Origin of the sequence: Mesorhizobium sophorae (assembly GCF_002270415.1) — a bacterium.
Taxonomy (GTDB): domain Bacteria; phylum Pseudomonadota; class Alphaproteobacteria; order Rhizobiales; family Rhizobiaceae; genus Mesorhizobium; species Mesorhizobium sophorae.
The window spans coordinates 322,858-340,737 of record NZ_NNRI01000017.1 but is presented as its reverse complement, the minus strand read 5'-3'; the positions used below and the strand labels follow the sequence as shown (position 1 = coordinate 340,737).

Below are 17,880 nucleotides of genomic sequence, written 5' to 3'. Positions count from 1 at the left end.
CTCGAAACAGACGAGCAAAAAATGTCCCTGACGCTTCATTTCCATCCGCTGGCCTCCTTCTGCTGGAAACCGCTGATCGCGCTGTATGAGAACGGCATACCGTTCGCGCCGGTTGTCGTCGATCTCGGCGACACCGAGTCGCGCGCGGCCTTCCTGAAGATTTCGCCGACCGGCAAGATGCCGGCCCTGCGTGACGATGCGCGCGACCGCACGGTGCTGGAATCGACCATCGTCGTCGAGTACCTGGCCGCCCACTATCCGGGGCCGGTCGACCTCGTTCCGGCCGACATCGACCTGGCGCTGGCGGTCCGGCAGTCCGATCGTTTCTATGATTTCTACGTGCAGGAACCGATGCAGAAGATCGTTGGCGACCGGTTGCGGCCGCAGGACAAAACCGATCCGTTCGGCGTCGAGCAGGCCCGCGCCCAGCTGCGCAATTCCTACGCCATCGTCGAAGAGGAGATGCAGACGAAGACCTGGGCTGTGGGCGACGCCTTCAGCATGGCCGACTGCTCGGCGTCTCCCGCACTCTTCTACGCCAATAAGGTCGAGCCGTTCGGCGACAAATACCCGGCCGTGAAGCGATACCATGACCGCCTGGTGCAGCGCTCCGCTTTCGCCCGCGTGATTGAGGAGGCGCAGCCCTACTTCAAGTTCTTTCCCTACAACAACGGCTGATCGCAATGCTGCACGATCCTGCCCAGCTCGATCTGATGTTCCAGGCGCTCGCCGATCCGGCGCGGCGGCAGATGGTCGACCGGCTGTCGCGCGGCCCGGCTTCGGTAAGCCAACTGGCCGAGCCGCTGGCGATGTCGCTATCGGCCGTCGTCCAGCATCTGAACCTTTTGGAGGCAAGCGGCCTCGTGCGCACGCAAAAGGTCGGTCGGGTGCGCACCTGCCAGATCGAACCCAAGGCACTGAGAGCAGCCGAACACTGGATCAATGAACGGCGTCTCGTCTGGGAGCGCCGGCTGGACCGGCTCGGCGATTTTCTGGCTGAGACCAAGGACAAAAGCTGAAGGAGGCAATTATGACGGAACGTTCCGTGATTCATTCGACCATCGTGCTGGAGCGCACCTACGACGCTGTGCCGGCGCGCGTGTTCCAGGCCTTTGCCGACCCGGAGGCCCGCATGCGCTGGGGCGCGCCTTCAAAGACTGCCGAACTGGTCTACGACAAGGCCGATTTCCGCGTCGGCGGACTGGATGTCAGCCGCTGCGGTCCGCGTGGCAGTCTGATCTACCGGGTCGAAAACCGCTACGTCGATATCGTGCCTGAGCAGCGCATCGTCTCGACCGAGCTCGTATGCGAAGGGTGGGACCGGCTGTCCGTCTCGCTGATCACGATCGAGTTTCAGCCGGTAGGTGCGTCCACGCGGCTGGTGCTGACCGACCAGATCGCTGCCTTCGGCGACAAGGACATGATCGCCGGCAGCGAGGCCGGATTCAGCGCGGCGCTGGACAATCTGGCTGCCGAATTCGTGCCCGAGACCGCCGGTGCCTGACGATCCCTCGATGAGGATCATGCTCAGAATTCAATCCATCCATCGAGGAGAATCCCATGACCGAACGTTCCGTCGTCCATTCCACCTTCGTCATCGAGCGCAGCTACCCAGCGTCGCCCGCAAAAGTCTACTTTGCGCTGAGCAATCCGGCGGCCAAACGGCGCTGGTTCGCCGATCCGCACGATCCGGTGCCCAGCAGGCATGAAATGGATTTCCGTATCGGCGGCAAGGAGGTCAATGCCGGCTGTCCGAGCGATGGCCAGATGCATTTTTTCAATGCTGTCTATCAAGACATCGTGCCGGACCAGCGCATCGTCTACAGCTATGAGTTGTTGTTCGGCGAAACCCGTGTCTCGGTGTCACTGGCCACGATCGAGCTGCTTGCCGAGGGCGACGGGACGCGGCTTGTGATGACGGAACAGGGCGCCTTCCTCGACGGCCACGATACGTCGGCCACACGCGAGCATGGCACAGGAGAACTGCTTGATGCGCTCGGCGCTTTCTTGCGCGAGGAAGCTTGAACTGCGTTGCCGATACGGCGGGGCCGTCAGGCTTCCCAGAACTGATCGAGCCAGATGTTGAGTTTGAGGAAGCCGGGATTGCTCACCGTATAGACGCGTCTGGTGCCTTCGGCCTTGGCGTTGACCAGCCCGGCATCGAGCAGCACTTTCAAATGTTGCGAAACGGCCGGGCGCGATACAGGCAAACCCGCAGCCAACTCGTTGACGGTTTTCGGGCCGCGGCGAAGTTCTTCCAGAAGATGGCGCCGGTTGGGATCGGCAATCGCCATGAAGGCGTCGGAAAACATCATGCCTTTATTAGTGAGGCAAAGCCTTTCGAATCTCAACTGTCTGCTTCTGCTTTTCTTCTGGGATCAAGCCGCAATGCTTCCGGCGTCACCGACCGGTCGGCCGGTTGCGTCTTGAAGGCGTCACGATCTTCGATCGGCACCGGAGCTCGGCGGCTGATGCGCAGCAACGTATAGGCCGCCAGGCAGACATGCGCGAAAGCGGTCGCCAGGAACAGGCCTTCCGGGCGCGTCCAGCCCATCAAGGCGGCTGCCAGCAGAGGTCCGATCATCGTGCCGAAGCCGTAGAGCAGAAGCAGGCCGCCCGATACCTTGACGAAATCCTCGGCGCGGGCGTGGTCGTTGGCATGCGCCACCGCGATCGAATAGAGCGTATAGGCGAAGCCGCCATAGGCGGCCGTGAAGACGATGACGAAGACGCTGGAGCGTGGCTCGAACACGAAGATGGCAAGCGCAACCAAGGCCGCGCCGAAGGCAGCACCTGCCAGCACGAAACGCCGGTCGGTCTTGTCCGAGAGGCGCCCGGCAGGAAGCTGCATGGCGGCACCGGCAACGACCACCAGACTCATCATCAGGGCGATCTCGGCCGTGGGAATGCGGATACGGGCGCCATAGACGGCGCCAAGCGTGCCCCAGGCGCCGTTGGCGATGCCAATCAGGACGCAAGCGACAGCCGACACCGGCGAATTGACATAAAGGCCTTTGACGTCGAGCGAGACATCCTGCAGCGGCTTGGGGTGGGAAGCGGTCGAAACCGCGGTCGGGAGCAGTGACAGGCAAAACAGGATGCCGGTGATCATGAACAGGGAGGCCGATTTCACGTCGCCGCCAGCGACGATCATCTGTCCGCCCATGATCGAGGCATAGGTGACCATCATATAGAGGCCGAAGATGGTGCCGCGGTTCTCGTTGGTGGCCTTTTCGTTCAGCCAGCTTTCGATGACCATGAAGGCGCCGGCCATCGTGAAGCCCGTGAAGGCGCGCAGCAGGATCCAGACATACTCGTCGATGATCAGTCCGGTGAGCAGCGCCACGATGGCGCCCGATGCGGCAAAGGCGCCGAAGGCGCGCACATGCCCGGCACGGCGCACGATGCGCGGTGCAAAGAAACAGCCGGTGACGAAGCCGCCGGCCCAGGCCGTGCCCATCAGGCCAAGCGATGCGGTCGAGAAGCCTTCCAGCTGACCCCGCAGCGGCAACAGCAGCCCGTGCAATCCAGACGCTGCGAGCAGGAAGGCAGTGCCGCGAAGCAGCGAGAGGATCGGTCGGTAGGTTGCGAACATTGTTTGATCCGGCTCGGGTTGGCGGGGACGCTGGGTCTGAAGACAGTCGCATTCGGGCTTTTCGGCGGCGGGCCCTGCGCCAGCCTCTATCCGCGACGGAACAGTGCTTCGGCGGCCGATTTGGTGCTGTCCTTGGCCTTGATCTCGTTTTCGAGGCGGGTGATCTCATCGCGCAGGATACCGATCCGCTCGGTCAATTCACCGACCGAAAGCAGCGACAGGTCCTGCCCGATCTCGTGCGGGCGCGCCTTCTTCTTGGGTTCGTCGTCGAAGATCGCCATCGTCGCTCCTCCCACATTGGCCATTTGCCTGATTTGGCAATCAGCATACATAGGGCAGGGGCGTCGATGCAAACAGCCGGTCGGATAGCGGCGAGGAAAGACGGGAAATCACATGGCGAGCGGACAGAAAATTCCGGCAAGAATGACGGCCATCGCGATCTCGGTGCCGGGCGGCCCCCGGGTGCTGAAACCCGAAACGCGCGACGTGCCGCAGCCGGGCCCCGGCGAGATCCTGATCAAGGTGCACGCCGCCGGCGTGAACCGGCCCGACATCCAGCAGCGCAAGGGCGCCTACCCGCCGCCGGCCGGCGCGTCCGACCTGCCCGGCCTCGAGGTGTCGGGCGAAGTCGCCGCCCTTGGCGATGACATATCGCGCTGGCGCATCGGCGACCGCGTCTGCGCGCTCACACCCGGCGGAGGCTATGCCGAATATGTCAAGGTTCACGCCGGCAGCGTGCTGCCGCTGCCGGCCGGCTTTACCCACACCGAAGCCGCGGCGGTGCCGGAAAACTACTTCACCGTCTGGCACAACGTGTTCGAGCGCGGCGGCCTGAAGAGCGGCGAAACGCTGCTCGTCCATGGCGGCTCGTCCGGCATCGGCACCACGGCAATCCAGCTTGGCTCGGCTTTCGGCGCTAATGTCATCACCACCGCCGGCAGCAAGGAGAAATGCGACGCCTGCCTGAAGCTCGGCGCCGACCGGGCGATCAACTATCGCGAGGAGGATTTCGTCGCCACGGTCAAGGAGGCGACCGCTGGCAAGGGCGCCAATGTCATCCTCGACATGGTCGGCGGCGACTATGTGGCGCGCAACTACGAGGCCGCGGCGATTGAGGGTCGCATTGTGCAGATTGCCGTGCAGGGCGGCGCCGTGGCGAGCGCCGACTTCTCGAAGATCATGGTCAAGCGGCTGACCCATACGGGGTCGACGCTGAGGCCGCGCACCGTCGAATTCAAGGCGGCAATCGCGGCAGCGCTGGAGGCGCAGGTGTGGCCGTTGCTCGGCACCCGCAAGGTCGCTCCCGTGATGGATATGATCTTCCCGCTCAGCGAGGCCTGGCGGGCGCATGAGCGGATGGAGGAGGGCGAGCACATCGGCAAGATCGTGCTCGACGTCGGCTAGGCCGCATCGAGTTTCAGCTGCTGCGGGCCTGACCTGAATCTCGACACATTCTGGTCGTGCGCCTCGCTGCCTACAAGATGAACAGAGGCTTAATGGTGCAATGCAGCATTTGCATCATTGCTATGCAAAAACGGCCGTTCAAGTCCTGATCGATGATGACTATTTGAGCATCAGCGAAACGAACAACCCATTTGGAGGACTACCATGAACCCGATCCGCGCTTTCCGTAACTGGCGTAGGTACACCGAGACTGTGCGCGAACTGAACAGTCTCAACGCACGTCAGCTCAACGATCTCGGCATCAACCGCGCCGACATCGAAAAGATCGCCCGCAAGGCCATCTAAAGCCGAGCACGGTCCGCGCAGGCGGACGGTGCCGTGGAAGCCAGAGCCGCATCAGACGGATCCCGTCGCGGTTCCGAGCCCGCTGGACCCAGTCCGGCGGGTTTTGTCGTTCTGGGGGTCGGCCGACGAGGCCGGTCGACCGCGGCCTCCGTCGGCAAAGCCAGTTTGTCGCTGCTCAAGAGCGCGAAGCCGTTCCAGTAGTCGCGGGCCACGGTTTCTGGCCGATGACATCCAAAAACATTGCGAAGCGGCGACGGAGCGGCTATACAGGCCGCGAATTTCCCATTTTGGTGGCTCTAAACCACCGCCCGCGCGGGAACGCGGGCGAACGAGAAGGATTTTTAAAATGGCCAATACGCTGCTGATGCCCAAGGCGACTGCCGTCTGGCTGGTCGACAACACCGCGCTTTCTTTCGAGCAGATCGCGCAGTTCTGCGGGCTGCATCCGCTCGAGGTCAAGGCGATCGCCGACGGCGAATCGGCGCAAGGCATCAAGGGCATGGATCCGATCATGACCGGCCAGTTGACCCGCGACGAGATCGCGCGCGCCGAAAAGGATCCGAACCAGCGCCTGAAGCTTTCGGACCCCAAGGTGCGGGTGCCGGAATCCAAGCGCAAGGGTCCGCGCTACACGCCTCTATCTAAGCGCCAGGACCGGCCGAATGCCATTCTGTGGCTGGTGCGCAACCATCCCGAACTGAAAGATGCGCAGATCTCCCGCCTCGTCGGCACCACCAAGTCGACGATCGAGCAGATCCGCGAACGCAAGCACTGGAACTCGGCCAATCTGCAGCCGATGGACCCGGTGACGTTGGGCCTCGCCTCGCAGATCGACCTCGACATGGAAGTCAACCGCGCTTCGCGGGGCCGCGAACAGGCGCAGCCGGTCGGCGACACGCTTTTGCCGGCGGCCTTGACCGAGCGGCTGGTGCCGGCTCCGGAGAAGCCGAAAGACGAGGACGCCGAGCTCGACGCCAACGCCGTTTTCGCCAAGCTCTCGGCCCTGAAGTCGAAGAACACGGACAACGACGACGAGTGATATTTCCGACACCCAACAAAAAGCCCGCTTCGAGCGGGCTTTTTTTGTGCGGTCCGGCAGTCCCTTTTTACTTTGACACAATTCCCCAATGGAAACCGCTACGCGCTTTCCCGGGAAAACCGTTTACCCATTTCCTGGAGTTGCTCTAGGTCCGCGCCGCGCGGTCCGGCGCCATGCCGTAATCCTCGCTGCGCTCCACCGCCCGATAGAAGTCCGCAAGCTGCTTGCCTCGCTCCGGCTTGAAGATGCGGCCGGCGATGACCACCGAAGCGATGCGATCGATGCGGAAGGCGCGAAAGTCGTCGCGCATTTCGCACCAGGCGACCAGCGTCCACACCTTGCCCCAGAACCACAGGCCGAGCGGACGGATATCGCGGGCGGTGCCACGGCCGGCCTCGTCGCAATAGTCGATGGTGAGCACCTGCCGTTTTTCGACCGCGCGCTCGATCAGGTCGATTGCCTCTCGGGCGGCGTCGCTGACCACCCACATCGGCGTGTGGATCTCCGTGCGGGCGATGCGGTCCTTCTCGGCATCCGGCAGCACTGCACCGATCTTGACCAGCGCCTCGTCGGCGGCGCGCGCCATGGCGGCGCCGCCAAAGGCGCGCACCATGCGGGCGCCGGCAACCAGCGCGACGATCTCGTCACGCGTGAACATCAGCGGTGGAAGGTCGAAACCCTCCCTCATCATGTAGCCAACCCCGGCCTCGCCGTCGATCGGCACTCCGGTCGATTGCAGGTCGGCGATATCGCGGTAGATGGTTCGCTCGGAAACCTCGAGCCATGTGCCGAGCTTCTGGGCGGTGACCAGACGGCCACCGCGCAGATGCTGCACGATCTGGAAGAGCCTGTCGGCGCGGCGCATCGTTTGGTCCCTCGGCGTTGTTTCTATGCATGTCGCCCAAAACCGCAGAACAGTTTTGGGGCGGCATGCATCATCGTTTCAGCCCTTCGCGCTTGCGCTGCGCGGCGACGAATGCCGCGCCGAAGGACAGTTTTCTCGTGGTCGGCGTGTTCGAGTCGAGCACGCGCCAGAACGGCGCAATATCGCTCAGTGTCATGCCGCGCTCGAGATCCTCGTTGGCGGCCTCGGCAACAGTGCGCAGATGATAGCCGATGGTGACCGGGCATGTCACTTCGGCGCCGTGCTCGATGGCAAGCGCCGTGCGCAGCGCGCGGACATCCATCTCGACGCCTTCCGGTATCGAACGGATGAAATCATCGACCTGGCGTGCAGTCGGCACCAGCATCGGCTGGCCCTCGATGACATCGGCCATCGTGCGCGGCGTCGGCTTCACGCCGTTGATACCGGGCGTATTCAGCCTGTCGTTCCAGCTCTTCACCATTCCGCGAGGCCCTTCCCGTAGAAGGCTCCTGTCCTGTCCATGTCAGTGACGGGAATCTGGAACCAGGCCGAAGCTTTTGCAGCAATGGAAGCCATGCGTTTCTCCCGAAGTGAGTTTGCTCGCGACACCTATTGCACGTCTATCCTGACAGCATACTGTCAGGAGGCTTCAGCATACTCCTTGGCGAACAGCGTCCGCATCTGCGCGAGATCGCTGCTTCTTTCCGGATAGAGCGTTTTCAGAAAGGCGAGCGCGAAGGTGCCCGGCGCCGAGCCCGGCGCGGAAATCACAGCGCCGTCGGCAACGGCATGCGGCACGTCCTGATAGTTGCCGTCGCCGGCATAACCGGCTTCATGACTATTGATCCAATCGCGGCCATTGCTGGTATGCTTGGCCTTCTCGAACAGGCCGGCTCGGGCCAGCGCCAACGTGCCGGCGCATATACCGCCAACGACGCCGCCGCGCGACGCAACAGCGGTGAGCAGTTCTGCCGCATTCGGTGGCGCCTCGCCTGCCCACTGGTCGGAGCCGATGACGACGACGGCGTCAAGATCGGCATTCTCCCCAGCTTCAGCAGAGCGATCTGGCGTCAACCGAAAACCACTGATCCCGGTCACTGGCTTGCCACCGGGCGTCAGCGATACGGCGCGCGCACCGAACCATTCGACCGCGGAGGCCGCCAGCAGCCCGTATTCCCAGTCGGCAAAGCCGTCGATGAAAAGAAAGCCGATCTGCTTCTGTTCGGGCATGAGCTCGCTCCTCCCTTGCGCGCCGGACTTATTATCTGGGCCTTGGGGCGCCCACATCCAACCGCTGTGTCGAAAAATTAGTCTCAATTGCCGCGGTAGCGACGTTCGCCATACATGTCCGGCCAGCCGATATCCTTGCGAATGTCCGCCGGCAGCGAGTTCATGAACCGCTGGGTGCGGATCTCGTTGCGCATCGTCCGTATCTTGCCGACATAGTGCTGCACGCCGCGCAGAAGGGTGGAACCGTTCATAGCTAGTCTCCTCTCTTTAACTGGAGGCAGTATCGCATACCCCTCCTGACAGCAGTCTGTCAGGAGGGTGGCAGGGCGCGGACGATAGTTGTGATCGCAGTGTACCCCGAGAGAAGACATCGTTTTCGCTGCATCAAGTCGAGGCCATGCAGCACGCTTGCCGGTCGGGATTGTTCACCGAGCGAATATCGATCGAGGGTCCATTGTTCAATCCTGAGCGACGGACTGTCAGGATACGCGGTCTTCAGCGACGTGGCCGAAGTTCTGATATGGAGGGAGAAAATTATTCCCCAAAAACAGGGAGACGACCATGAGCCTGCAACTGACAGGAATCCACCATCTGACGGCAATCACCGCCAATGCGCCTGGAAATCTTCATTTTTACACAAAGGTGCTGGGCTTGCGGCTGGTCAAGAAGACGGTGAACCAGGACGACACCTCGGCCTACCACCTCTTCTATGCCGACGGCGAAGCGACACCGGGCACCGATCTTACCTTCTTCGACTGGCCGGTTGGCCCGGAGCGGCGCGGCACCCATAGCATCGTGCGGACCAGCCTCAGGGTCGGCAGCCAGGAAAGCCTTGCCTGGTGGAAGCAGCACCTGACCAGCGAAAACATCGCGACGAGCGAGATCGTCGACATCGGCGGCTACCGCAGTCTGGATTTCGAAGATCCTGAGGGCCAGCGTCTGCGCCTCATCAGCGATGACAGCAAGGGCGACAGCCACCCCTGGGCGCAAAGCCCGGTGCCGGCCGAGCATCAGATCCGGGGACTCGGGCCGATCGTCATCAGCGTTCCCGACATCACCAACACCGAGGCGGTGGTGACGCAAGTGATGAACATGCGCAAGGCCCGCGACTATGCCTCGCCCGAAGGCCAGGTTCACGTCTTCGAAATGGGCGAGGGCGGACCGGCGGCGGAGCTTCATGTCCTGGTGCAGCCTGGACTGGCGCCGGCAAGGCAAGGCGCCGGTGCGGTCCATCACGTCGCCTTCAGGGCGCCGGACCAGGAGACGCTGCATCAATGGACGGCGCGGCTGGCCGAATTCCGGCTGCCATCGAGCGGCGAGGTCGAGCGCTATTACTTCCGTTCGCTCTATTTCCGCGAGCCGAACGGCATCCTGTTCGAGATCGCCACCGATGGGCCGGGGTTCACCGCCGACGAGCCGCTGGAGACGCTGGGTGAAAAGCTGGCCTTGCCGCCGTTCCTCGAACCGAAGCGCGCCTCGATCGAGGCCGGCCTCAAGCCGCTGAAGTAGATCGTTCCTCAGTCAAGGCGGGCGCCGCGTTCCGGCTCGGGATCGCGGCGCCCATTCTTCTCGGGCAACGACGACGTGCTTTGACAGCCGGCCGTGTTGCTGGTCAAAGGCGGCATGTCGAAACTCCTCGCGCTCGTCATTGTTGGCATCATGGTCATCCAGCTGATCAAGCCGCTCGGCTGGCCGGGGCTGAAACGGCGCAGCGACTCCTGGAAGCTGGCGCTGCTGGCGATGGCGGCGATTTCCATAACAGCCGTGCTCGGACACTGGACATAGAGCGGTTCATCGGTTCACGGAAACGCTCTATCTCTTTGTTCTGACGCAATTCCGGACGGAAAACCGTTTCACACTTTTCCTGGAATTGCTTTAGGCCCGCGTCAAGCGAGCCCGACCTCGGTTCAGCTGGCCAGCACCAGGCCCACGAGATGCTCAGCCCAGGCCCGGTAGCCGGCTTCCGAGGCATGAAAACCGTCGGAGGCAAAACCCTCGTCAGGATTTGTGATCGGCAGGCGCGGCGCTGGCACCGCGCCGCGTTCCAGGCAAAGGCGTTCGCCCATCCGGTTCATCTCGGTGGCGCGGATCTCCAGGATCTTGCCGAGCAACGACGGCATGGCAGGTGCCCGCGTGAACTCCAGCACCGGCGACCACACCACGCGCGCTTCCGGCCATTTGGCGCGCAGCGCATAGAGCAGGCCGCCGAACTCCTTCTTGAAGCGCGGCACCGAGTGAAAATTCTTGGTGTCGTTGGTGCCGATGGCGAGCACGATATGCGTCCACGGATCGGCCGACAGATTGGGCAGGACATGGTCGCGGATCTGGCCCGACGTTGCCGAATTGAAGCCGGCCGCCCGCCAGCACACGGCGCGGCCGGTGTTCTGCGCAATCAGCACGGCGAGTTGCGCGGCAAGCCCGTTCTCCGAATTGCCGATGCCAACCGAAGCGGCCGAGGAATCCCCCAGCACCAGAAGCGAGATTGGTGGCGCCTTGCCCGGGAGATCGTGCATGACCGGACCCTGCGCCGGCAGCATGCGCGTGGTGCGGCGGCGCACGCCGAGGCCTTGCCAGACATAGACCGGGTAGGCGAGCCAGGTGAGAAGGGCGAGAGGGCGCTGCATGCGCACCCTTTAGCGCATGTTGCGCTCGAGGTGAACGGCCGGCTCGCCGACACGCTGATCGCAACAGGTCTCCTGCTCTCCAGACCGGTCGCCATATTCATCGTGCAGCCGCACCCAGTCCATCAGGCCATGATAGGGGCCGGTCTCGTTACGGCCCTTCGGCGCCATGTCGAGATAATCATACGTGCCGATCAGCGCCTCGCCGCCGCGGGCGCGCGACATGAAGGTGAGAAAGATGTCGCCGTTCTCGTCTCGGTAGAAAACGCTGGTGCCGGGAAGCTCCTTCGACGTCCGGGGAATGGTCTCGAAATTGTAAGTGGTGTCGCCAGCCGCGATCTGCTTGTCGGTGAAGGAAACCTGCATGTCGAAGTTGAAATCCGAGGCATAGGACGACACCCAGTCGAACTTCCAGCCCATGCGCTGCTTGTAGGGCAGCAATTCGGCCAGCGGCGCCCGCGAGATCACGACCAGCGACACGTCGTGATGCCTGAGGTGCTGGTTGGCGCCGTCGATATGGTCGGCAAGGAACGAGCAACCTTCGCAATGATGGTTGCACCCCGGCCCGAACATGAAGTGGTAGACGATCAACTGGCTGTTCTCGGCAAACAGGTTCGCCAAATTCCTCGGCCCTTGCCCGGTCTCGAAGACATAATCCTTGCGGATCTTCAGCCAGGGCAGTTCACGCCGCTCAGCGCAGATGCGTTCGCGAAGCCGCGTCAGTTCCTTCTCGCGGGTCAGATGCGCCTTGTGCGCCTGGAACCAGTCTTCGCGCGAAACGACCTTGTTGCGATGCATGAACCTCTCCCTGTCTGTCATCCCAAGGACGTTCGGGACGGGCGAAAACCGACATCGCCGGTTGTTTGTTTTTGAGCATGATCTTGCGAAACCGGATTCCAGTTTCGGGATCACGTTCCAGCGCCGGAGAGGAAGTAGGGATGCAGGCGCGTCGTCCCAAGTCCAGGCAAGCCACAAACAAGAAACCCGGGCGCAGCGGCCCGGGTTCGAAGGAAGACAGAAAAAGCCCCGATCAGGCGGCCTGTTCCAGGCTCGCCTTCCATTTCCCAAGTGCGGCCAGATGGTTCATGTGGGCACGGTGGGTGAAGGCGGCCTGGCCGGCGGCGACGTTCGAGGCCTTGCCGCTCCACGCTTTCTGCGGCGCGGCCTGCAGGGCGCGGCCATAGGAGAAGGTCAGCTTCCACGGGTGCGGCCCGATGGCGTTGATGGCGTTGAGGTTGGCGGTCGCTTCCTCGTCCTCCTGACCGCCGGAGAGGAAGGCGATGCCAGGCACCGCTGCCGGCACAGTCTCGCGGAACAGTTTTATGGTTTTTTCCGCGACTTCTTCCGGGCTACTCACCTTGCCCGATTTCTTGCCAGCCAGCACCATGTTGGGCTTCAGGATCGTGCCTTCGAGCACGACGCGTGCCGCATGGAGCTCGTCATAGAGCTTGATCAGCGTCGCCTTCGAAATCGCATAACAGGTGTCGATGTCGTGGGCGCCGTCCATCAGCACTTCCGGCTCCACGATCGGCACGATGCCGGCTTCCTGGCAAAGTGCTGCATAGCGGGCGAGCGCATGGGCGTTCGAGCTGATCGAATTGGCCGAAGGCACGCCCTTGCCGGTGTCGATGTCGATCACCGCGCGCCATTTGGCGAAGCGGGCGCCGAGCTTGTAGTAGTCGGCAAGGCGCTCACGCAGGCCATCGAGGCCCTCGGTGACGGTGTCGCCGGGGAAACCGGCCAGAGGCTTGGCGCCGGCATCGACCTTGATGCCGGGGATGGCGCCGGCCGCCTTGATGATATCGACCAGCGGCGTGCCGTCGGCGGCCTTCTGGCGGATCGTCTCGTCGTAGAGGATGACGCCGGAAATATACCGGGTCATCGCCTCCCTGGCGCGGAACATCATCTCGCGGTAGTCGCGACGGCTGTCGGCGGTCGATTCGACGCCGATGACGTCGAAACGCTTCTTGATGGTGCCGGAACTTTCGTCGGCGGCCAGCAAGCCCTTGCCATCGGCCACGATCGCGGCGGCAATGTCTTCGAGACGTTCGCTCATTCTGCTTCTCCTGAAACGGTTGTCTTCCGCGCTTAACGGAAGTCTACCGCCAAAGGAATGGCATCGGAAAGCTCGAATCGATTGAAAGTCTTGAGAGCCCTTGCCCGCTCTCTTTGTGTTGATCGGGGCGTTCGGTTTAGCCGCATTTCCGAGGCGCCAGGCGTTTCCGCCTGGCTGAAGAATGCATTAGTGCTTCAGCACGTCGACGCCGGGCAGCGGCTTGCCTTCCATCCATTCCAGGAAAGCGCCACCGGCGGTCGAGACATAGGTGAAGTCGTCGGCGACGCCGGCATGGTTGAGAGCCGCCACCGTGTCGCCGCCGCCGGCGACCGAGACCAGCTTGCCGGCTTTGGTGCGCGCCGCCGCGTGCTTCGCCGCCGCCACCGTCGCATGGTCGAAGGGCGCGATCTCGAAAGCGCCGAGCGGGCCATTCCAGACCAGCGTTGCGGCGCGGTCGATCCATTCACCAATGGTCGCCACCGTTTTGGCGCCGACATCGAGGATCATGCCGTCGGCCGGCACATCCGAGATGGCGACGGTCTCGCAGGCCGCACCGGCCTTGAATTCCTTCGCGACGACGCCGTCGACCGGCAGGATGATGGCGCAGCCGGCCTCGGCCGCTTCGATCATGATCTGCTTGGCAGTGCTGGCGAGATCATGCTCGCACAGCGATTTGCCGACATCGGTGCCGCGCGCGGCAAGGAACGTGTTGGCCATGCCGCCACCGATGACCAGCGCGTCGACCTTCTTCACCAGATTCATCAACAGGTCGATCTTGGTCGAGACCTTGGCACCGCCGACAATGGCAACCACCGGACGGACCGGATTTCCGAGACCCCTCTCCAGCGCCTCGAGCTCAGCCTGCATGGTGCGGCCGGCGAAGGCCGGCAACAGACGCGCCAGCCCCTCGGTCGAGGCGTGGGCGCGGTGCGCCGCGGAAAAGGCGTCGTTGACGAAGATGTCGCCGCAGGCGGCGAGCCTTTCGGTGAAAGCCGGATCGTTCTTCTCCTCGGCCTTGTAGAAACGGGTGTTTTCGAGCAGCAGCACGTCGCCCTTGTCCATGGCGGCGATGGCGCTTCCCGCCGTGTCGCCGACGCAATCGCTGGCGAAGCCGACGGGCCGGCCAAGCACATCGGCTGTCGCCCTGGCGATCGGCTCCAGCGAGAATTCGGGCGAGGGGCCATCCTTGGGCCGACCGAAATGGGCGAGCAGGATAACCTTGGCGCCCTTGCCGGACAGTTCGGCGATGGTCGGCGCGATGCGTTCGATGCGGGTGGCGTCGGTGACCTTGCCGTCGGCGACAGGCACGTTGAGGTCGACGCGCACCAGCACGCGCTTGCCGCTGATGTTGCCGATGTCGTCGAGGGTCTTGAAGGCGGCCATGCAGGTTCCTTTCGCAAAAAATCGGGGGACCATACCCCGCGCCAACGATGATGCAAGGCTTAGGCTGGGTTCGATACGAAATTTTGAAGTCGGGACCGGGGCTGTGCCGGCAGGCGGACGAGGGGTAGCGCAGCAATCGCCGTGTCAGCTTTCGGTCGCAGCCTTTTCCGCTGCCGGTTCCGGCGCAGGCTTCTCGTCCGCCCGCGCCTCGGCCAATTGCATCTCGGTCGGTTTGCGCCAGTTGCGGATAAAGGCAGAGAGCCGGTCGCCGATTTCGCCGGCGCTCAGGAAAACCGGCACCCGCGCCACCGGTGCGGTCGGCTCGAAGGAAAGGCCGAGGCCAATGATCTTGCCCTTGTCGTCGACGTCGCGGACGATCAGCTCGATCGGACCGAGCAGTACACGGTCGGCATATTCGGCATGGCCGCCGAGCCGCCCAGTGACCAGCGCGCCGACGGTGAGCTTTTGCTCCGCTTCAGTCAGACCGGGCGCATAGGCGGCTTCCAGTTCGGCGGCGGAGCGCGCGGGGTCCACGGCGAAGGCGCCGAAGAAATCTGCATCCTCGGGATCGACCACCGCGCGGCTGGCGAACAGCTTGTCGAGCAGGCGCGGATAGCGATCCGGCACGAAAATATAGACCTGGTCGCCGGCGGCGAGCCTGCCCATGTCCTGGAAGCGCATCGAGCGCCCGTCGCGCAGCACCAGCGAGGGCCGCGCCCAGCGCGGAATGCGCTCGCCGCGCGCCACGGGACTGCCGTGTGCCACGCGATAGGCAAGAAGCTCGTGATGGGCCGAGCCCGGCAGCTCCAGCTCGACCTTGTCCAGCGGGCCGAGCCGCGCCGGCACGATCAGGCCGAGGCGACGTGCCAGCGGCCCAACCGTCCAGCCCTGGATGACCAGCGACACCAGCACGATGATGAAGGCGGTGTTGAAGATGACACGGCCGTTTTCCAAACCACCAAGGAGCGGGGTGATGGCGAGCAGGATCGACACGGCGCCACGCAGACCGACCCAGGAGACAAAGGCGACTTCGGGGCGCGGCAAGCGGAACGGGATCAGGCAGAGCCAGACCGCGATCGGGCGGGCGACAAACATCAGGAACAGACCGAGCGCTACCCCCGGCACCATGATCGCCGGAAATTGCGACGGCGTCGCGAACAGGCCTAGGATCAGGAACATGATGATCTGCGCCAGCCACGACATGCCGTCCTGGAAGCGCTTGAGGATGGTGACGGCGCGGATGTCGGAATTACCGGCGATCAGGCCCGCGAGATAAACCGCCAGGAAGCCCGAGCCGCCGATGGCGCCGGCGGCGGCAAAGATCATCAGCGACAAGGTCAGCACGAAGATCGGCAGCAAGCCGTGATCGAGATTGAGCCGGTCGACGAGGCGCACGATGGCGAGGCCGCCAAGCGCGCCGACGACGGCGCCGAGGCCCATGTTGAGCAGGAAGCCTAGGGCCAGGCTGGTGACCAGCACATTGGCCTCGGGGTTGGCGTGAGCGGCGATGATCTCGACCAGCGTGATGGTGAGGAAAATGGCGATCGGGTCGTTGGTGCCGGATTCCACCTCGAGCGTGGAGCGCACGCGCTCGCGCAGATTGATCTCGCCGGCACGCAGCAGGAAGAACACCGCCGCGGCATCGGTGGAGGCGACGGCGGCGCCGAGCAGGAAGGATTCGAGCCAGGTGAGGTCGAGCAGGTAGTGGGCGGCGGCGCCAAACAGGCCGGTGGTGAGAAGCACGCCGAAGGTCGCCAGCGACAGCGCCGGTCCCGCCGCCTGCCGCAAGGCGTTGAGCGGGGTGCCGAAACCGGAATCGAACAGGATGACGGCCAGCGCCAGTGAGCCGGCAAAATAGGCGATGCGGGCGTTGTCGAACTCGATGCCGAGGCCGTCGGTGCCGGTGGCCAATCCGATGCAGAGAAACAGAAGCAGAAGCGGGGCGCCGAAGCGGAAGGCGATCAGGCTCGAAAACGCGGCGGCGACGACAAGTGCTGTGCCGACCAGCGTGACGAGATAGATCGCGTGCTCCATCCTGAAATCAGCCCCTCAAATTCGTCTGTCTCCTGGTTTACGGCAGAGTGGGGCGAAGACGTGACCAGTGCAAGGCGGCGGGGTGGTTTTTTGCCCTATGCCGCTGATTTTCGGGCGCTTTGGCGCTCAGGGCACAATTTGAGAAGGCGCACGGCGCTCGCATGAAAAACGCCCGGACAAAGCCGGGCGTTTCAGGTCTCGAAGGAAGGCGTCGCGATCAGGCGATGGTCTTGCTGAAGGCGACCGCCGTGTCGGCCATGCGGTTGGAGAAGCCCCATTCATTGTCGTACCAGGACAGCACCGACACGAAGTTACCGTCCATGACCTTGGTCTGGTCGAGCGCCATGATCGAGGAGCGCGGATCGTGGTTGAAGTCGATCGAGACGTTCGGGTGATGGGTGACGCCGAGAATGCCCTTCAGCTTGCCGTTGGACGCAGCGATGACCGCATCGTTGATCTCCTGGACGGTGGTCGGCCGCTTGGCGATGAACTTGAAATCGACGACCGAGACGTTCGGGGTCGGCACGCGGATCGAGATGCCGTCGAGCTTACCCTTGAGGTCGGGCAGGACGAGGCCGATCGCCTTGGCGGCACCGGTCGAGGTCGGGATCTGCGACAAGGCAGCGGCGCGGGCGCGGTAGAGATCCTTGTGCATGGTGTCCAGCGTTGGCTGGTCGCCGGTATAGGAATGGATCGTCGTCATCATGCCCTTTTCAATGCCGACCGTCTCGTGCAGCACGGCGGCCAGCGGCGCCAGGCAGTTGGTGGTGCATGACGCGTTCGAGATGACGATGTGGTCCTTGGTCAGCTTGTCGTGGTTGATGCCGTAGACGACGGTGAGGTCGGCGCCTTCGGCCGGCGCGGAGACCAGCACGCGCTTGGCGCCGGCGGTCAGATGCGCAGCGGCCTTGTCACGGGCGGTGAAGATGCCGGTGCATTCGAGCGCGATGTCGACGCCGAGTTCCTTCCACGGCAGCTGCGTCGGATCCTTGATTGCGGTGACCTTGAACTTTTCCTTGCCGACGGTGATCTGGTCGCCGGAGACCGAGACCTCGTGCGGGAAGCGGCCATGCACGCTGTCGAAGCGCAGGAGATGGGCATTGGTCTCGACCGGGCCGAGATCGTTGACGGCGACGACGTCGATGTCCTTGCGGCCTGATTCATGGATGGCGCGCAGGATGTTGCGGCCGATGCGGCCGAATCCGTTGATGGCAACTCTGACGGTCATTTTTCTCTCCCGGGGAGCTGGAGGGCAGACGATGGGTCCGCAGCTTCATAGCGGCGGAAGCGGAAAGAATCCAGCCGCAG

General features: G+C 63.4%; 22 protein-coding genes. 9 read left to right on the top strand and 13 right to left on the bottom strand.

Annotation, left to right across the window (positions count from 1 at the left end; all coding sequences use genetic code 11):
* Window positions 1-21 precede the first annotated feature (21 nt).
* Genes CGZ66_RS26110 through CGZ66_RS26095 form a run of 4 tightly spaced genes read left to right on the top strand, consistent with a single transcriptional unit; the run spans window position 22 to window position 2,025 of the window.
* Window positions 22-678: a glutathione S-transferase family protein gene (locus CGZ66_RS26110; protein ID WP_095089378.1), complete on the top strand. Its 657-nt coding sequence runs from the start codon at window positions 22-24 to the stop codon at window positions 676-678.
* Window positions 679-683: 5 nt separating this feature from the next.
* Window positions 684-1,019, top strand: coding sequence for an ArsR/SmtB family transcription factor (locus tag CGZ66_RS26105; protein WP_095089377.1), 336 nt, complete (start codon window positions 684-686; stop codon window positions 1,017-1,019).
* An 11-nt stretch (window positions 1,020-1,030) separates the two neighbouring features.
* Entirely contained in the window at window positions 1,031-1,504 is a 474-nt protein-coding gene (locus CGZ66_RS26100; RefSeq protein ID WP_095089376.1) for an SRPBCC family protein, read from the top strand.
* Window positions 1,505-1,560: 56 nt separating this feature from the next.
* The gene (locus tag CGZ66_RS26095; protein ID WP_095089374.1) at window positions 1,561-2,025 is read left to right on the top strand and encodes an SRPBCC family protein; all 465 of its coding nucleotides are present in this window, start codon (window positions 1,561-1,563) and stop codon (window positions 2,023-2,025) included.
* A gap of 26 nt (window positions 2,026-2,051) precedes the next feature.
* Here CGZ66_RS26095 and CGZ66_RS26090 read toward each other — a convergent pair whose 3' ends face one another.
* From CGZ66_RS26090 to CGZ66_RS26080, 3 genes are all read right to left on the bottom strand, one after another.
* Complete coding sequence (locus CGZ66_RS26090) at window positions 2,052-2,315, bottom strand: ArsR/SmtB family transcription factor (RefSeq protein ID WP_095089373.1); 264 nt, start codon at window positions 2,313-2,315, stop codon at window positions 2,052-2,054.
* Window positions 2,316-2,347: 32 nt separating this feature from the next.
* On the bottom strand, window positions 2,348-3,595 hold the full coding sequence (locus tag CGZ66_RS26085) for an MFS transporter (protein ID WP_095089372.1): 1,248 nt from the start codon (window positions 3,593-3,595) through the stop codon (window positions 2,348-2,350).
* Window positions 3,596-3,681: 86 nt separating this feature from the next.
* A complete protein-coding gene (locus tag CGZ66_RS26080) occupies window positions 3,682-3,876 on the bottom strand; it encodes a DUF1192 domain-containing protein (RefSeq protein ID WP_095089620.1) in 195 nt (64 codons plus the stop codon).
* Between the two features lie 112 nt (window positions 3,877-3,988).
* Here CGZ66_RS26080 and CGZ66_RS26075 point away from each other — a divergent pair, with 112 nt between their 5' ends.
* The 3 genes from CGZ66_RS26075 to CGZ66_RS26065 all read left to right on the top strand — a co-directional run bounded on the left by CGZ66_RS26075 (window position 3,989) and on the right by CGZ66_RS26065 (window position 6,383).
* Window positions 3,989-4,999: an NAD(P)H-quinone oxidoreductase gene (locus CGZ66_RS26075; protein ID WP_095089370.1), complete on the top strand. Its 1,011-nt coding sequence runs from the start codon at window positions 3,989-3,991 to the stop codon at window positions 4,997-4,999.
* Window positions 5,000-5,203: 204 nt separating this feature from the next.
* Window positions 5,204-5,344: a DUF1127 domain-containing protein gene (locus CGZ66_RS26070; protein WP_095089369.1), complete on the top strand. Its 141-nt coding sequence runs from the start codon at window positions 5,204-5,206 to the stop codon at window positions 5,342-5,344.
* Between the two features lie 346 nt (window positions 5,345-5,690).
* Window positions 5,691-6,383, top strand: a complete 693-nt coding sequence (locus CGZ66_RS26065; protein WP_095089368.1) for a DUF1013 domain-containing protein — start codon at window positions 5,691-5,693, stop codon at window positions 6,381-6,383.
* A gap of 145 nt (window positions 6,384-6,528) precedes the next feature.
* Here the strand turns inward: CGZ66_RS26065 and CGZ66_RS26060 are convergent, their stop codons facing one another.
* The 4 genes from CGZ66_RS26060 to CGZ66_RS26045 all read right to left on the bottom strand — a co-directional run bounded on the left by CGZ66_RS26060 (window position 6,529) and on the right by CGZ66_RS26045 (window position 8,729).
* The gene (locus CGZ66_RS26060; RefSeq protein WP_095089366.1) at window positions 6,529-7,248 is read right to left on the bottom strand and encodes a helix-turn-helix transcriptional regulator; all 720 of its coding nucleotides are present in this window, start codon (window positions 7,246-7,248) and stop codon (window positions 6,529-6,531) included.
* Between the two features lie 70 nt (window positions 7,249-7,318).
* Window positions 7,319-7,729: a hypothetical protein gene (locus CGZ66_RS26055; protein WP_167392250.1), complete on the bottom strand. Its 411-nt coding sequence runs from the start codon at window positions 7,727-7,729 to the stop codon at window positions 7,319-7,321.
* A 158-nt stretch (window positions 7,730-7,887) separates the two neighbouring features.
* Complete coding sequence (locus CGZ66_RS26050) at window positions 7,888-8,478, bottom strand: DJ-1/PfpI family protein (RefSeq protein WP_095089365.1); 591 nt, start codon at window positions 8,476-8,478, stop codon at window positions 7,888-7,890.
* A gap of 83 nt (window positions 8,479-8,561) precedes the next feature.
* Entirely contained in the window at window positions 8,562-8,729 is a 168-nt protein-coding gene (locus CGZ66_RS26045; protein ID WP_095089363.1) for a hypothetical protein, read from the bottom strand.
* 310 nt (window positions 8,730-9,039) lie between these two features.
* Here CGZ66_RS26045 and CGZ66_RS26040 point away from each other — a divergent pair, with 310 nt between their 5' ends.
* Window positions 9,040-9,987: a ring-cleaving dioxygenase gene (locus tag CGZ66_RS26040; protein ID WP_095089361.1), complete on the top strand. Its 948-nt coding sequence runs from the start codon at window positions 9,040-9,042 to the stop codon at window positions 9,985-9,987.
* 114 nt (window positions 9,988-10,101) lie between these two features.
* On the top strand, window positions 10,102-10,263 hold the full coding sequence (locus CGZ66_RS26035) for a hypothetical protein (RefSeq protein WP_095089616.1): 162 nt from the start codon (window positions 10,102-10,104) through the stop codon (window positions 10,261-10,263).
* Between the two features lie 122 nt (window positions 10,264-10,385).
* Here CGZ66_RS26035 and CGZ66_RS26030 read toward each other — a convergent pair whose 3' ends face one another.
* From CGZ66_RS26030 to gap, 6 genes are all read right to left on the bottom strand, one after another.
* Window positions 10,386-11,102: an SGNH/GDSL hydrolase family protein gene (locus CGZ66_RS26030; RefSeq protein WP_095089359.1), complete on the bottom strand. Its 717-nt coding sequence runs from the start codon at window positions 11,100-11,102 to the stop codon at window positions 10,386-10,388.
* 9 nt (window positions 11,103-11,111) lie between these two features.
* Window positions 11,112-11,897, bottom strand: a complete 786-nt coding sequence (locus tag CGZ66_RS26025) for a DUF899 domain-containing protein (protein ID WP_095089614.1) — start codon at window positions 11,895-11,897, stop codon at window positions 11,112-11,114.
* Between the two features lie 232 nt (window positions 11,898-12,129).
* On the bottom strand, window positions 12,130-13,155 hold the full coding sequence (locus tag CGZ66_RS26020) for a class I fructose-bisphosphate aldolase (RefSeq protein ID WP_095089357.1): 1,026 nt from the start codon (window positions 13,153-13,155) through the stop codon (window positions 12,130-12,132).
* A 186-nt stretch (window positions 13,156-13,341) separates the two neighbouring features.
* Window positions 13,342-14,538, bottom strand: a complete 1,197-nt coding sequence (locus CGZ66_RS26015) for a phosphoglycerate kinase (RefSeq protein ID WP_095089355.1) — start codon at window positions 14,536-14,538, stop codon at window positions 13,342-13,344.
* Between the two features lie 144 nt (window positions 14,539-14,682).
* Window positions 14,683-16,572 (bottom strand): potassium/proton antiporter, encoded by a 1,890-nt coding sequence (locus CGZ66_RS26010; RefSeq protein WP_095089353.1) that lies wholly within the window; start codon window positions 16,570-16,572, stop codon window positions 14,683-14,685.
* A 217-nt stretch (window positions 16,573-16,789) separates the two neighbouring features.
* Window positions 16,790-17,800: a type I glyceraldehyde-3-phosphate dehydrogenase gene (gene gap, locus CGZ66_RS26005; RefSeq protein ID WP_095089351.1), complete on the bottom strand. Its 1,011-nt coding sequence runs from the start codon at window positions 17,798-17,800 to the stop codon at window positions 16,790-16,792.
* Window positions 17,801-17,880: the final 80 nt, after the last annotated feature.